This is a genomic window from Neisseria animaloris (assembly GCF_900637855.1).
Classification (GTDB): domain Bacteria; phylum Pseudomonadota; class Gammaproteobacteria; order Burkholderiales; family Neisseriaceae; genus Neisseria; species Neisseria animaloris.
In genome coordinates this window covers 966,499-980,194 of the sequence record NZ_LR134440.1, presented here as the reverse complement: position 1 = coordinate 980,194, position 13,696 = coordinate 966,499, and the positions used below count along the sequence as shown (strand labels likewise).

At 49.3% G+C, this 13,696-nt stretch carries 14 protein-coding genes; 7 read left to right on the top strand and 7 right to left on the bottom strand.

Annotated elements, in window-relative coordinates:
* Nucleotides 1-5 precede the first annotated feature (5 nt).
* From amgK to hslO, 3 genes are all read left to right on the top strand, one after another.
* The gene (gene amgK, locus EL216_RS04645) at nucleotides 6-1,010 is read left to right on the top strand and encodes an N-acetylmuramate/N-acetylglucosamine kinase AmgK (protein WP_085389368.1); all 1,005 of its coding nucleotides are present in this window, start codon (nucleotides 6-8) and stop codon (nucleotides 1,008-1,010) included.
* Nucleotides 1,011-1,150: 140 nt separating this feature from the next.
* Entirely contained in the window at nucleotides 1,151-2,695 is a 1,545-nt protein-coding gene (murJ, locus tag EL216_RS04640) for a murein biosynthesis integral membrane protein MurJ (RefSeq protein ID WP_085389369.1), read from the top strand.
* 115 nt (nucleotides 2,696-2,810) lie between these two features.
* A complete protein-coding gene (gene hslO / locus EL216_RS04635; RefSeq protein ID WP_085389370.1) occupies nucleotides 2,811-3,728 on the top strand; it encodes an Hsp33 family molecular chaperone HslO in 918 nt (305 codons plus the stop codon).
* Between the two features lie 87 nt (nucleotides 3,729-3,815).
* Here the strand turns inward: hslO and mscL are convergent, their stop codons facing one another.
* The 7 genes from mscL to EL216_RS04600 all read right to left on the bottom strand — a co-directional run bounded on the left by mscL (nucleotide 3,816) and on the right by EL216_RS04600 (nucleotide 11,448).
* Nucleotides 3,816-4,253, bottom strand: a complete 438-nt coding sequence (gene mscL, locus EL216_RS04630) for a large conductance mechanosensitive channel protein MscL (protein WP_085389371.1) — start codon at nucleotides 4,251-4,253, stop codon at nucleotides 3,816-3,818.
* A 321-nt stretch (nucleotides 4,254-4,574) separates the two neighbouring features.
* Nucleotides 4,575-5,369, bottom strand: coding sequence for an enoyl-ACP reductase FabI (gene fabI / locus EL216_RS04625; RefSeq protein ID WP_085389372.1), 795 nt, complete (start codon nucleotides 5,367-5,369; stop codon nucleotides 4,575-4,577).
* Between the two features lie 231 nt (nucleotides 5,370-5,600).
* Nucleotides 5,601-6,800, bottom strand: coding sequence for an MFS transporter (locus EL216_RS04620; protein WP_085389373.1), 1,200 nt, complete (start codon nucleotides 6,798-6,800; stop codon nucleotides 5,601-5,603).
* 269 nt (nucleotides 6,801-7,069) lie between these two features.
* A complete protein-coding gene (locus EL216_RS04615) occupies nucleotides 7,070-7,981 on the bottom strand; it encodes a MetQ/NlpA family ABC transporter substrate-binding protein (protein WP_085389374.1) in 912 nt (303 codons plus the stop codon).
* A 95-nt stretch (nucleotides 7,982-8,076) separates the two neighbouring features.
* A complete protein-coding gene (locus tag EL216_RS04610; RefSeq protein WP_085389375.1) occupies nucleotides 8,077-8,763 on the bottom strand; it encodes a methionine ABC transporter permease in 687 nt (228 codons plus the stop codon).
* 1 nt (nucleotide 8,764) lies between these two features.
* Complete coding sequence (locus tag EL216_RS04605) at nucleotides 8,765-9,502, bottom strand: methionine ABC transporter ATP-binding protein (protein WP_085389586.1); 738 nt, start codon at nucleotides 9,500-9,502, stop codon at nucleotides 8,765-8,767.
* Nucleotides 9,503-9,798: 296 nt separating this feature from the next.
* Nucleotides 9,799-11,448, bottom strand: coding sequence for an ABC1 kinase family protein (locus EL216_RS04600; RefSeq protein ID WP_085389376.1), 1,650 nt, complete (start codon nucleotides 11,446-11,448; stop codon nucleotides 9,799-9,801).
* A gap of 104 nt (nucleotides 11,449-11,552) precedes the next feature.
* Between EL216_RS04600 and EL216_RS04595 the strand changes: the two genes are divergently transcribed.
* The 4 genes from EL216_RS04595 (at nucleotide 11,553) to EL216_RS04580 (ending at nucleotide 13,628) form a co-directional block, all read left to right on the top strand.
* On the top strand, nucleotides 11,553-12,128 hold the full coding sequence (locus tag EL216_RS04595; RefSeq protein ID WP_085389377.1) for a C40 family peptidase: 576 nt from the start codon (nucleotides 11,553-11,555) through the stop codon (nucleotides 12,126-12,128).
* A 10-nt stretch (nucleotides 12,129-12,138) separates the two neighbouring features.
* Complete coding sequence (locus EL216_RS04590; protein ID WP_085389378.1) at nucleotides 12,139-12,357, top strand: hypothetical protein; 219 nt, start codon at nucleotides 12,139-12,141, stop codon at nucleotides 12,355-12,357.
* Nucleotides 12,358-12,597: 240 nt separating this feature from the next.
* Nucleotides 12,598-12,936, top strand: coding sequence for a CidA/LrgA family protein (locus EL216_RS04585; RefSeq protein ID WP_085389379.1), 339 nt, complete (start codon nucleotides 12,598-12,600; stop codon nucleotides 12,934-12,936).
* Entirely contained in the window at nucleotides 12,936-13,628 is a 693-nt protein-coding gene (locus EL216_RS04580; RefSeq protein ID WP_085389380.1) for an LrgB family protein, read from the top strand. Before EL216_RS04585 ends, EL216_RS04580 begins: the two co-directional genes overlap by 1 nt.
* Nucleotides 13,629-13,696 lie beyond the last annotated feature (68 nt).

Here is a 13,696-nt window from a genome sequence, read left to right as displayed (position 1 = left end):
CGACCATGCAACGACAAACCGAACTGAAAAATTGGCTGGAAACGGTTTATCCCGCCCAGTCTTTCGAATTAAGTTTTGCCGCAGCCGATGCCGATTTCCGGCGGTATTTCCGCGCCGCTTTTTCAGACGGCCGCACCGTAATCTGTATGGATGCACCGCCTGAGAAAATGAGTGTAGCACCTTACCTGAAAGTACAAAAATTATTTGACATGATAAACGTACCACAGGTTCTGCATGTAGACGAAGCTCAAGGTTTTATGGTGTTAAACGATTTGGGCAACACCACTTTCCTGACAGCCATGCAGCAAGAAAGCGGAGAAATTGCACATAAGGCTTTGTTACTTGAGGCGATTGACGAACTGATTACTTTGCAGAAACACAGTAAAAAAAACGTATTGCCTGAATACGACAAAGAAGTTATGTTGCGCGAAATCAATCTTTTTCCGGAATGGTTTGTCGCCAAAGAATTGGGCAAGAGCTTGAATTTCAAACAGCACCAACTGTGGCAGCAAACCGTCGATACCCTGTTGCCGCCGTTGTTGGAGCAGCCGCAAGTGTATGTGCACCGTGATTTTATCGTCCGCAATCTGATGCTGGAAAAAGGCCGACCGGGAGTGTTGGATTTTCAAGATGCGCTTTACGGACCGATTTCTTACGATTTGGTGTCGCTGCTGCGCGATGCTTTTATCGAATGGGAAGAAGAATTCGTGCTGGATTTGGTTATCCGCTACTGGGAAAAAGCCCGTGCCGCCGAATTGCCCGTGCCGGAAAATTTTGATGAGTTTTACCGTTGGTTCGAATGGATGGGGGTACAACGCCATCTTAAAGTGGCCGGTATCTTTGCACGACTGTATTACCGCGACGGCAAAGACAAATACCGCCCCGAAATTCCGCGGTTCCTCAATTACCTGAGGCGGGCATCACGCCGTTACAACGACTTGGCTCCGCTATATACGTTGTTGGTCGAGTTGGTTGGCGATGACGAGTTGGAAACCGGATTTACATTTTAGATTGGAATGAACGGATGAGGCCGTCTGAAAACAAGATTTCAGACGGCCTCATGCTGCACTGTGCCGTTTAAAGTCTGCTTGACTGCCCATCTGAATCTGGCAATATGCGCTCTGCTATAAGAAGCTGAACGGAAATTTTTATGAATCTACTCGGTGCGCTGGCGAAAGTCGGCAGTTTGACCATGCTTTCGCGCATTCTCGGTTTTGTGCGCGATACGATTATTGCGCGGGCGTTCGGTGCGGGAATGGCAACGGATGCGTTTTTTGTGGCGTTCAAACTGCCTAATCTGCTGCGGCGGATTTTTGCAGAGGGGGCGTTTGCACAGGCGTTTGTGCCGATTTTGGCGGAGTATAAGCAAACCCGTTCGGAAGAGGCGACACGTGAGTTTGTGCGTCATGTAGCGGGGATGTTGTCGTTTATTTTGGTCATTGTAACGGCGGCCGGCATTTTGGCTGCTCCGTGGGTAATTTATGTATCTGCGCCGGGGTTTGCGAGAAATGCGGATAAGTTTGCGCTGTCGGTGGAGCTGCTGAAGGTTACGTTTCCTTATATTTTGCTGATTTCGCTTTCTTCTTTTGTGGGCAGTATTTTGAATACGTACCATAAATTCAGTATTCCGGCGTTCACGCCTACTTTTCTGAATGTTTCGTTTATTGTTTTTGCACTGTTTTTCGTGCCGTATTTCGATCCGCCGGTGATGGCTTTGGCATGGGCGGTGTTTGTGGGCGGTTTGTTGCAGCTGGGTTTTCAGTTGCCATGGTTGGCGAAGCTGGGTTTTTTGAAGCTGCCTAAGCTGGATTTTAAGGATGCGGCGGTAAACCGTGTGATGAAGCAGATGGCTCCTGCAATTCTGGGGGTAAGTGTGGCGCAGATTTCGTTGGTGATTAATACGATTTTTGCGTCGTTCCTGCAATCGGGCAGTGTGTCGTGGATGTATTATGCCGACCGTTTGATGGAGCTGCCTACCGGAGTGCTCGGTGTGGCGCTGGGTACGATTTTACTGCCTACTTTGTCGAAATATGCGGCGAGTGATAATCCTCAGGAATTTTCCGCATTGCTGGATTGGGGTCTGCGCCTGTGCATGTTGTTGGCTATGCCTGCCGCAGTGGGGTTGGCAGTGTTGTCGTTTCCGCTGGTGGCTACGCTGTTTATGTATAAAGAGTTTACTTTGAACGACGCGGTGATGACGCAGAATGCGTTGATTGCGTATTCGTTCGGTTTAATCGGGCTGATTATGATTAAGGTGCTGGCACCGGGGTTTTATGCACGTCAAAATATTAAAACACCTGTGAAAATTGCTGTTTTCACGCTGGTGTGCACGCAGTTGATGAATTTGGCGTTTATCGGTCCGTTGAAGCATGTGGGGCTGGCGTTGGCAATTGGCTTGGGTGCATGTTTGAATGCAGGTTTGCTGTATGTGCTATTGAGAAAGCACGATATTTACCGCCCCGGCGCGGGATGGCCGGCATTTTTGGCAAAACTTTTTACCGCGCTTGCGGCCATGGGCGGCGGTTTGTGGGCGGTGCAGATGTATCTGCCGCTGCAATGGGTAGAGGCTGCCGGCTGGTATAAGGCGGTGCAGTTGTTGGGATTGGTGCTGTTTGGAGCCGCGCTGTATTTTGCCGCGCTGGCCGCGCTGGGATTCCGTCCGCGGGATTTTAAACGTTCGGAAGGGCGCGAATAATTTACGGCAGGCCGTCTGAAAACGATTTTTCAGACGGCCTTTTGCTTTTAGGTACTTGATTTCAGACGGCCTGTAACCATATTGCAGACAATCTGATTATGCTTGAAAGAAAACCATGACCTCGAATATTACTGAGGCAGCTGCTCCCCGCAATGATTGCCGTACCCGTTTTATTTTCGACGATATGCCTGTGCGCGGCCTGCATGTGCGCCTGGAGCAGGTGTGGCAGCATATTGTCGGGCAGAAGCATTATCCCGCAGCCATCCGCCGGGCATTGGGCGAACTCTTGGCTGCCGGTTCGCTGTTATCGAGCAATTTGAAAATTGACGGCACGCTGACTATCCAAGTACAGGGGCAAGGCCGTCTGAAAATGCTGGTGGTAGAGGCTACATCCGAACAGACTTGCCGTGCGACTGCCCGTTGGGACGAACAGTCTGCCATTGATGATAACGAAAGCTTACGTGATTTATTAGGCGGTAACGGCGTGTTTGTTATTACGTTACAGCCGCAAGACGGTGATCCGTGGCAGGGTGTGGTGCCGCTGGAAGGCGACAGTATTGCGCAAATGTTAATAAATTACATGAAACGCTCGGAGCAGCTTGATACCCATATTTCGCTTGCGGCCTCCGACGAAGTTTGCGGCGGTTTGCTGGTTCAGCGCTTGCCTGAGCAGGAAATTGATACTGAATCGTGGGAACACATGGTTACGCTGACGCAAACGGTAACTGCGGAAGAGTTGACTACACTGGATGCGCATCATGTGTTGTACCGTTTGTTCCACGAAACACCGCCCCGCGTGTTCGAGCCGGAAACCATTGAATTTGCCTGCACTTGTTCGCGCGGTAAAGTGAGCGATATGTTGCTGATGTTGGGCGGGCAAGAAGTCGGTTCGGTAGTGGCGGAGCAGGGCAGTGTGGAAATTGACTGTGATTTCTGCAACGCCCAGTATGTATTCGACGAAACCGATGTTAATGCTCTCTTCGGTATGGATATTGTGAGTGCTGTGCGTGAAGAGAATCTTAGAGTCCAGTAATTCGCTGATGAAGTTAATCTGAAATGGAACATGCCGTCTGAAACAATATTTCAGACGGCATGTTTTTATGTTCGGCGATAGAGGCGATTATTTTTTCAAAGAATCACGGATTTCGCGTAACAACAGAATCTCTTCAGAAGGTTCTGCCGGAGCTTCTTCAACAGCAGGTGCTTCTTTTTTCAGTTTGTTAATGCCTTTAATTACCATAAAAATGGCAGCGGCGATAATCAGGAAACTGATAACGGTATTGATGAACAAACCTATATTCAAAGTAACGGCACCGGCGGCTTGGGCGGCTTGCAGGGTAGCATAGCCGGCTTCAGGGGCGGGAGTACCGTCTTTCAGTGTGATAAAGAGGTTGGAGAAGTCTACGCCGCCAATCAGAATACCGATGGGAGGCATGATTACATCGTCAACCAATGATTTTACGATACCGCTGAAAGCAGTACCGACAACCAGACCGACCGCCAGATCGATCACGTTGCCGCGCATAATGAATTCTTTAAACTCTTGTACAATAGCCATAATGTTTCCTTTTCTAAAGTATATGGGTAATTTAATTTAATTTGCTTAATACAACTCAATAAAACAAGACCGCGCATACTAACGGTTTTAATGTAACAGAGTGTATTGCAAAGTTAAATTTTGTTTTTTGATAAGAAATTGTCGTTTTAGTTCCCGTTTGGGTAGAAAAAAGACCGTTTGAAAAACAAGGTGTAACTTTTTTACAGCATTTTAAAACGGCATCCCGAATGCGGTTGATTTTTTGTAATCATAATAAAAAAGCACCCGAAAAATTGTTTCGGGTGCTTTGATTTCTGTTTTTTTTTTTTTCAGACGGCCTGTTTAAGCGTTTTCTTCAGGGTCGTTTAACGCGTTGATGCTGTAACCGCCGTCCACATAAGTGATTTCGCCGGTGATGCCGGAAGAGAGATCAGACAACAAGAAAGCAGCGGTATTGCCTACTTCTTCAATCGTTACGTTACGGCCTAGCGGGTTGTGGTCGGCAACGTGGTTCAGGAGTTTGCTGAAATCGGCAATGCCCGATGCCGCTAAGGTTTTAATCGGGCCGGCGGAAATTCCGTTGCAGCGTACACCTTCTTTACCTAAACAGGCTGCGGTGAAGCGTACTCCGGCTTCCAAGCTGGCCTTTGCCATGCCCATCACGTTGTAGTTCGGAATGGCACGCACGGCACCAAGGTAAGTAAGGGCAACAATTGAAGCATTGCGGCCTCTCATCAATGGGCGTGCGGCTTTTGCCAATGCAGGTAGGCTGTATGCGGAAACTTCGTGGGCGATTTTGAAGGCTTCGCGGTTGATACTGTCTAAGAAATCGCCGTTAAGTGATTCGCGCGGAGCAAAGCCGATAGAGTGAACCAATCCATCCAGTCCGCCCCATGCCTTGTTTAAACCGGCAAAAGTTTGTTCGATTTCTTCGTCGCTTTGCACATCGCAGCGGAATACCAACTCCGAACCCAGTTCGGCAGCCATTTTGCGCACGCGTTCTTCCAGTTTGTCGACAACATAAGTGAAAGCAAGCTCCGCGCCTTGTTCGCGGCAGGCTTTGGCAATACCGTAAGCGATGGAGCGTTCGGAAATCATGCCCGTAATCAGGATTTTTTTACCTTGCAAAAAGCCCATGTTTTATCCTTAAAAAGTAGTGGTTTCGCAGCGGCGTACACTTTGTCTGTTGTTACGCCCCGCTCGTCAATTAAACGGCGCATTATACCAAAATCCTTAGTTTCGGTATAGAAAACAATGTTTTCAGACGGCCTGAAAGAAGAGCCTTGGAGAAATCGGATATAAATATTACTCAAAGGTATGGAATTTTATTCTGGAAACGGGCGGGTATGTGGCGGCAGGGTGCGAAAGTTATTCTGTTTGGCTTTGAGAAAGAGTTTTCGGGCTGGCTGCAAACCACGCCAATATGCATTCGATGAACATCAGTAAAGTTAAGGCAGCCATAGATACTGACCACGAACCGAGTAAGTCGTATAAGACCCCCATACCGAGCGGTCCGAAAACGGCAACGGTGTAGCCGACCGTTTGCGCCATGCCAGAAAGTGATGCGGCTTCATAAGCGTTGTCGGTGCGTAAAGCAAACAGCATCAAGACAACAGAAAAAGCTGCCGAACCGCCAATACCGGTTAACGCCGCCCACAGCCACATGGTTGATGGGGAGCCTAACCAGAGCCCGGTAATGCCGGCAAACATTAACATGGCTGCGATCAAGTTGAAGAGCTGCTTTTTATTACTGCGGGCAAAGCGGAAAGAAGCTGCCAGTACACCGAGCAATGATGCTGCTTGAAACAGGGAAACACAAGCACCGGCGGCAAGAGGTGTCATGCCTTTCTCAACCAATACCGATGGCAGAAAGTTGACCATGGCGTAAAAAGACAGCGACTGTATGCCCATAAATACGCTAATGCACCAAGCAGCGCGGGATTGCCATACGTTGAGGCCGTCTGAAACCGTTTGGCTACGGGTAGTGGTTTCGCCGTTTGCCGTGCGGATATATAACCATACAGCCAATGCCGCCAATGCAGTCAAGATCCAGATACCGAGTGGCCATTGCCAGTTTTGCCATTGTGCCATCGGTACGGCGATGATAGCGGCTAAGGCGGCGGAAACCGACATGGTTGCCGACAGAGTGCCGACAACCAAACCGATACGTTTCGGCAGGTTGCGTTTTGCCAGTGCGGGTAACAATACATTGCCCATTGCAATGGCTGACGACAAAACGATAGTACCGGCAACCAGCAGGGTTGGCGAAGGTAAGGCGGAACGCAAAATAATACCGGCAGACAACAATATGATTGACCCCACCAATACATTTTCCATGCCGAAGCGTTGTGCAAACCGTGCGGCTAATGGTGAAAACAAGGCGAAAGCCAGCATCGGCAGCGCACCTACCATACCTATAAAAGAGCCGGATACACCTAAGTCATCGCGGATAAAGCCGACCACCGGCCCGATGGCAATAATCGGAGAACGGAGGTTGATAGCAAGTAGTACCACAGCAAATAAGAGAAGCCCGACGGAAATTTGCGGGCGTATAGGCGGAGTCGTCATAAATGCTTTTGTGTAGAATCAGTTGGCAGATAACGGCAGCATTATTTTCAGACGGGATTATAGCCAAATTAGCGAAAAGATAGATGTGGTATGTCAATTTCTGTGGAGAAACATTTATTCTTCCAATTTTCTTCCACCAATAAAAAAGAAAGAGATGTTCCAGTAATAAAAAGAGTAGTTTGCTTCAATTTGATTATTATGAAGAAGACAGCACAGAAAAAACGCCTTCCTAATCGGAAGGCGTTTGCCGGAAAAATTAAATGGTAAGTTTATTTGGCAGCAGAGGCAGTTGAAGCGGCTTCTGCGGCAGCAGCTTGTGCCGCTTGCTCGCCCCAAGAGGCAGGATATTTGTAACCTGCAAAGCGTTCTTTGGCGTAAGTTTTAAATTCCTCGGAATTATAGGCTTCGGCTACATCTTTTACCCATGGGCTGTCTTTATCGGCGGTTTTAACGGCTGCCCAGTTTACATAAGCAAAGCTCGGCTCTTGGAAGAGGTTTTCAGTCAGTTTCATCCCGCTGCTTATCGCATAGTTGCCGTTAACAACGGCAAAGTCGACATCGGCACGGCTGCGGGGCAGCTGTGCGGCTTCCAATTCAACGATCTTGATGTTTTTCAGGTTTTCGGCAATGTCGTTTTTAGACGCGGTAAGAGGGTTGACATCGGCTTTCAGTTTCAACCAGCCCAGTTCGTTCATCATAACCAGAGCACGGGCGAAGTTTGACGGATCGTTCGGTGCGGAAACACTGCTGCCTTCTTTTACTTCGTCCAACGATTTCAGTTTGCCGGGATAGAGGCCCAGAGGGGCGGTCGGCACTTGGAATACTTCGGTAATGTCCAGTTTGTGTTCTTTTTTGAAATCGTCCAGATAAGGTTTGTGCTGAAAGATGTTGATATCCAGTTCTCCTTCGGCCAAAGCCAAATTGGGGCGTACATAATCGGTAAACTCAACCAATTTTACTTTGTAGCCTTTTTTCTCCAAGGCAGGTTTGATTTGTTCTTTTACCATATCGCCGAAATCACCGACGGTGGTGCCGAAGACGATTTCTTTTTTCTCAGCGGTATTATCGGCAGAAGAAGGGGAAGTAGCCGCAGGAGCAGTTTCCTGCTGACCGCCGCAGGCAGCCAGAGCCAAAGCCAATGCACCGGCGGATAAGGTTCTGAGTAAAGCGTTTGCTTGCATGTTCGAATACTCCTTATACAGATAGGTAAGAGTAGGTGGTAAAGTTTTTACAGGCCGTCTGAAAAGGTTGTTTTCAGACAGTTTGATTCAAATATTCAGCGTTTGTCGAGTTTGTGGGAAATGAAATTGCCTAGTCCCTGAATCATGATAACCAGCAGTACCAAAATTGCCACGATGAAAATAATAACTTCAGTTTGATAGCGGTAGTAGCCGTAACGGATAGCTAAATCGCCCAATCCGCCACCGCCGATCATGCCTGCTGCTGCACTGTATGAGAGTAGGCCGATGGCCAAGACAGTAATGCTGGAAACCATACCGGCACGCGCTTCGTTGAGCAGCACTTTGAAAATAATCGCGGCGGGTGATGCTCCCATGCTGCCGGCTGCTTCGATTACGCCGCGGGGAACTTCACGGAGATTTTGTTCGACCAGTCGGGCAAAGTAAAACAAACCGGAAACGCTTAATACCAATGAAGCGGCAACCGGACCGATGGTGCTACCGACGATGGCACGGGTGGCCGGAATCATGGCAATCATCAAAATCACAAACGGAAAAGCCCGCATCAGATTTACGATGTTGTCGAGCACCAGATTGACGGGGCGATTGTAATGGAGCTGGCGGTTGGCGGTAACAAACAGCAATACACCCAGAAGCGTGCCGAATATGGTGGCGAATGTAGTGGAAAGACCAACCATAATAAAGGTTTCCCACAGTGCCTGAATGATTTCGTTCTGCATTCCACTAATAGTTTGTAGGGATTGCGTTAAAGTTAAATCAGCCATGTTAATCCTCACGCACCAGCTCGCACCCGATTTCGGATTGGGCATGGATTTGATTATTCTCTACATCAACCACTTCAACGATTTTACCGTGATGAATCAGGGCGGCACGGTCGCACAGACGGCGGAGAACACTCATTTCGTGAGTTACGATAACTATTGTAACGTTAAATCGTTTGTTAATGTCTTCCAAACATTCCAGAACACTGCGTGTGGTGGCAGGGTCGAGTGCGGAAGTCGGTTCGTCGGCAAGGATCACTTTCGGGCTGGAAGCCAGTGCTCGAGCAATGCCTACACGTTGTTTCTGGCCGCCTGAAAGTTGGGCGGGATAATGCTCGGCACGGTTTTCCAAACCGACGATTTCCAAACATTCGGTTACACGCCTGTTGATTTTATCTGCAGGCCAGCCGGCGATTTCCAACGGAAAAGCCACATTTCCGGCAACGGTACGGTTACTTAGTAAGTTAAATTGCTGAAATACCATACCGATATTTTGTCGTGCTTTACGTAAAGCGGCGGCACTTAAAGCAGTCAATTCTTCGCCACCGACGATTACTTTCCCGCTGTCAGGGCGCTCGAGCAGGTTAATCAGACGAAGCAGAGTGGATTTACCCGCACCGGAATAACCCATCAGGCCGAATATTTCGCCGGCTTTGATTTCCAAAGTGGTGGGTTCGACGGCAGTAAACCATGTTTTATCGCGATGTTGGTAGCGCTTGGAGACGTTGTCCAAAATAATCATAATTTTTCCAGATACAACAAAGCCCGATGTTTCGACACAGCGGGCTTTAACGGACGGGTCGGCCATGGGATGGCATAACCGCACGCTTTAGCTGGTTTAACGCCCGCAAGCTGTGTCAAATCGGCGTATTTAAATTCAGGCTGCAAACATTACTGCAAATCAGACTTATAGTCAAGTTTTGAGGATTAAAAGGTTTTTAGCCGAACTTTTTGAAAGTATCTCAGCACGACTCGGTTGAGAGGGCCGGATAAAGGAGGTCTTTTCAGACGGCCGTTAGGTTGGCAGTGAGGTATTTTTTAATGTTTGCCCGACCGCCAAATCGACCAAATAATCCACACGCTGTTGGCAAAAGCCAGCAGGTAGCCGATAAAGCCGATGAATTTGGGGCCGGTTTCGATGCTCATCACGATAGACGAGCCGATAATCAGCGCGGCAGTAACAATGCCCATGGTCAGGCGGTTGGTGGCGCGGTCGATTTGGTGGCTGAGTTGGTCGAAATGCTTGAAATCGATATTCAGCCCCACTTGGCCTTTTTGCAGGCGGCGGCTGAGGCGGAAAAGGTTTTGCGGCAATTCGTCGAGCGCTTGCACGATGGTTTGCGCGTGCATTTTGCTTTTACGCAGTATGTGTTCGGGCGACGCGCGTTCGCCGAACACTTCCGCCACAATCGGCTTGGCCTGTTCCAGCAGTTCGGTGCTGCCGTCGAGCCGTTTGACTACGCCTTCGAGGGTAATCAGGGTTTTGAACAGCATCACCAAGTCGCCGGGCAGGGTCAGCCCGTGGCGGCGCATGATTTGGGTGATGTCGTTGATCACTTGGCTGATGCGTAAATCGCGTATGGGCGTGTGTTCGTAGTTGAGCAGCATTTCCAAAACGTCGGCACCGAGCAGGTTTTCATCGGGCAGCTCGCCTTGCGCCCAGTTGATCAACACATATTGCATGGTGAATTGGTCGCGGTGGGTGAGGGCGTTGATGAGGTCGATGATTTCGCGGCGGCGGGTGCTGCTGAGGTGGCCGACCAAGCCGAAATCAATCAGGGTGATGCGGCCGTCTCTGTTAAGGAAAATATTGCCTGGATGCGGGTCGGCATGAAAAAAACCCTGTTTGAGTATCATGATAAAGAGGGTGTCGGTAATGCGGCCGGCGAGTGTACGGCGGGTGGCGGCATCAAGCGTTTCAGACGGCATGTCTTTCAACAAAGTGTCGGAAACGTATTCCTGCACGAGAATGTGGCGGTTGGAATATTCTTGATAAACTTTGGGAATATGGATAAACGGGTGGTTTTGAAACGTGGTTTCAAACCGCTGCATATAGCGCAGCTCTACCGATAAGTCGGTTTCTTTTGCCAAGCTGCGCGAAAAATACTGCACCATCTGTACCGGCCGGTAGCGGCGCGCTTCGGGTATTTCTGATTCAATCAGATTGGCCAGATGGGTTAAAATACGCAAGTCGGCCTGTATGGTCGGTTCGATGTCGGGGCGTTTGATTTTAACGGCTACGATTTCCCCGTTGATAAGCTCGGCACGGTGTACTTGCGCAATCGATGCGCTGCCTATGGGTTGGGAGCCTATGTGTTTGAATACGCTGGCAACGGGGCGGTTAAGGTGGGATTTGATCAGGGCGTGAATATCGGTGGTGGGAATCGGCGCTACGTCGCTTTGCAGCCGTTCGAATTCTTCAATCCATTCGGCGTTGAAAATATCGACGCGGGTAGACAATACCTGTCCGAGTTTGACAAAAGTAGGCCCCAATTCTTCAAATGCCATGCGGAAGCGGCGCGGGGTGCTCATATAGCGGCTTTCAGGTGCGGATTCATCTTCGTTGCTGTTTTGGTAAGACAGCTTGATGCGCTGCACAAACTCGCCCAAACCGTATTTGGTCAGGATGGCAATGATTTCACGCATTCGTGAGAAATCACGCATAGCAAGTAAAGTTGGAATCATCATGGCTTTTGCTGTATCTTAGCGGCTGATTGGAGCAGAGAGCATAACATAAAGGGCGGTAACAAATGACAAAAAGCCGTCTGAAAAGCAGTTTACGGAAAAATTAGATGACGATTCATTTTAAGCGATGGTGTTTTACCGTTTTTACAGCAGCCTGTTTGATGTTGCCCGGCGCGAGGAATCTGCAGGCCGACGAGTTGGAAAATTTAATCCGCCTTCAGTCGGGGCAGACATTGCAAGCCGATGATTACAGCCGGCGTCCCCAATCATCCGGCGGCCACAATGCCGATGATTTAATCCGCAGTGCAATGGGATTGCTTGGCGTGGCTTACCGTTACGGCGGTTCTTCTGCCCGCACGGGCTTTGATTGCAGCGGTTTCATGCAGCATATTTTCAGCCGCAGCATGCAGATCAGTTTGCCGCGAACTTCGGCGGAGCAGGCGAAAATGGGGGTTGCGGTAAGCCGCAGTGATTTGCAACCCGGAGACATGGTGTTTTTCCGCACTTTGGGGCGCGGGCGTATTTCCCATGTGGGGCTGTATATCGGCAACAATCGTTTTATCCATGCGCCGCGCTCGGGCAAACGTATCGAAATTACCAGCCTTTCCAATAAATATTGGAACTCAAAATACGCTACGGCGCGGCGGGTAAAGAAAAACGATCCTTCGCGTTTTTTGAACTAGGTGAGCTGATATGAGTATGCCCGAAATGCCGAAGTGGTATGGAGATAACGGTGAAATCGTATCGTGTACCGAAAAAATAAAAGTGATGACGGAAAATATGACCGAGCTTTTTCAGACGGCACAGGATGCTTTTGAAGATGCGTTGTTGATGGGCTGCGGCGAAGCACAGTTGCGCGAATATCTGCACCGCTTGGTAGACGGTGTGGAAAATCCTTATAAGCAAAGTTGAAACAGAGAAGCATATTGTTGCGATGTAGACGGAATCTTAACCAGATTCCGTTTTTCTTTTGGACATCGCAGCGGTTTCGTCTTTTCAGACGGCCTCTACGGCGTTATGATTTACACAGATTAACAACTTAATAAAACAAGATGGCAGGCGGTTTGGAAGACGGAAGGCTGGTTTCAGACGGCCTTCTGTAAAGGTTTTTTCAGACGGCACGTTATCGGCGGAGAAGGAGAAAACACACATATGATCAGGCCGTTGAGTATTATTTTTGGCTTCTTGGCATTGGGCGAGGGCGTGGTTTATTTCACGGGCATCAAATTGCCCGGCAGTATTGTCGGCATGGGGCTGCTGTTTGCCGCACTGCATGCGGGGTGGGTGAAAACGTCGTGGTTACAGCAGTTGGTGGATGTGCTGATGGGGAATCTTTCCCTGTTTCTCGTGCCACCGTGCGTAGCCGTGATGAGCTATCTTGATTTGGTGGGGCGCGATTTGCTTTCTATCGTTACCGCTACGGTAGTCAGCACTTTTTTGGTGATGTTTGTTACCGGAAAGGTGCATGAATGGATGAGGAGGCTGTGGTAATGGAAATGTTCGCCCATCCTGTATTGCTGTTGTTCATTACCGTAACCGTTTATTGGATTGCCAATGTGTTGCGGGCACGGACAGGCAGTTTTTTTTGCAATCCGGTAGTGTTGAGTACGATTGCGGTGATTCTTTATCTGAAAACATTCGATATCGACTATGCCACTTATCATGAAGCCGGGCAGTTTATCGACTTTTGGCTGAAGCCGGCCGTGGTATCGCTTGCCGTACCGTTGTATCTCAATTGGAAAAAAATCAGCAGCCAGTGGTTGCCGATTGTAATATCGCAGGCAGCAGGCAGCATTACCGGCATCATTACCGGCGTATATATTGCCAAGTGGATGGGAGCCGGGCGGGATGTGGTGTTGTCGTTGGCGGCAAAATCCGTTACCAATCCGATTGCGATTGAAATTACCCGTACCATCGGCGGTATTCCGGCTATTACCGCCGCAACGGTGATTTTGGCAGGGATGATGGGGCAGATGATCGGCTTTCGCCTGATGAATATGAGCACGGTGCGCATGCCTACGTCGCAAGGCATGTCGATGGGTGCGGCATCTCACGCGATGGGTATTGCCGCTTCGCTGGAACGCAGCCGCAAGCTCGCCGCGTATGCCAGCTTAGGGTTGATTTTCAACGGCGTGCTGACCGCCGCGTTGGTGCCGATACTGATTCCTCTGCTGGGTGTGTAATCACGCAACCGGAAAGGCCGTCTGAAACTTTTCAGACGGCCTTTGTAATACGTTCAGACGACCTGTAT

Coding starts and splice junctions, on each gene's coding strand:
- amgK (WP_085389368.1), top strand. CDS start 6: ATGCAACGACAAACCGAACTGAAAAATTGGCTGGAAACGGTTTATCCC.
- murJ (WP_085389369.1), top strand. CDS start 1,151: ATGAATCTACTCGGTGCGCTGGCGAAAGTCGGCAGTTTGACCATGCTT.
- hslO (WP_085389370.1), top strand. CDS start 2,811: ATGACCTCGAATATTACTGAGGCAGCTGCTCCCCGCAATGATTGCCGT.
- mscL (WP_085389371.1), bottom strand. CDS start 4,253: ATGGCTATTGTACAAGAGTTTAAAGAATTCATTATGCGCGGCAACGTG.
- fabI (WP_085389372.1), bottom strand. CDS start 5,369: ATGGGCTTTTTGCAAGGTAAAAAAATCCTGATTACGGGCATGATTTCC.
- EL216_RS04620 (WP_085389373.1), bottom strand. CDS start 6,800: ATGACGACTCCGCCTATACGCCCGCAAATTTCCGTCGGGCTTCTCTTA.
- EL216_RS04615 (WP_085389374.1), bottom strand. CDS start 7,981: ATGCAAGCAAACGCTTTACTCAGAACCTTATCCGCCGGTGCATTGGCT.
- EL216_RS04610 (WP_085389375.1), bottom strand. CDS start 8,763: ATGGCTGATTTAACTTTAACGCAATCCCTACAAACTATTAGTGGAATG.
- EL216_RS04605 (WP_085389586.1), bottom strand. CDS start 9,502: ATGATTATTTTGGACAACGTCTCCAAGCGCTACCAACATCGCGATAAA.
- EL216_RS04600 (WP_085389376.1), bottom strand. CDS start 11,448: ATGATGATTCCAACTTTACTTGCTATGCGTGATTTCTCACGAATGCGT.
- EL216_RS04595 (WP_085389377.1), top strand. CDS start 11,553: ATGACGATTCATTTTAAGCGATGGTGTTTTACCGTTTTTACAGCAGCC.
- EL216_RS04590 (WP_085389378.1), top strand. CDS start 12,139: ATGAGTATGCCCGAAATGCCGAAGTGGTATGGAGATAACGGTGAAATC.
- EL216_RS04585 (WP_085389379.1), top strand. CDS start 12,598: ATGATCAGGCCGTTGAGTATTATTTTTGGCTTCTTGGCATTGGGCGAG.
- EL216_RS04580 (WP_085389380.1), top strand. CDS start 12,936: ATGGAAATGTTCGCCCATCCTGTATTGCTGTTGTTCATTACCGTAACC.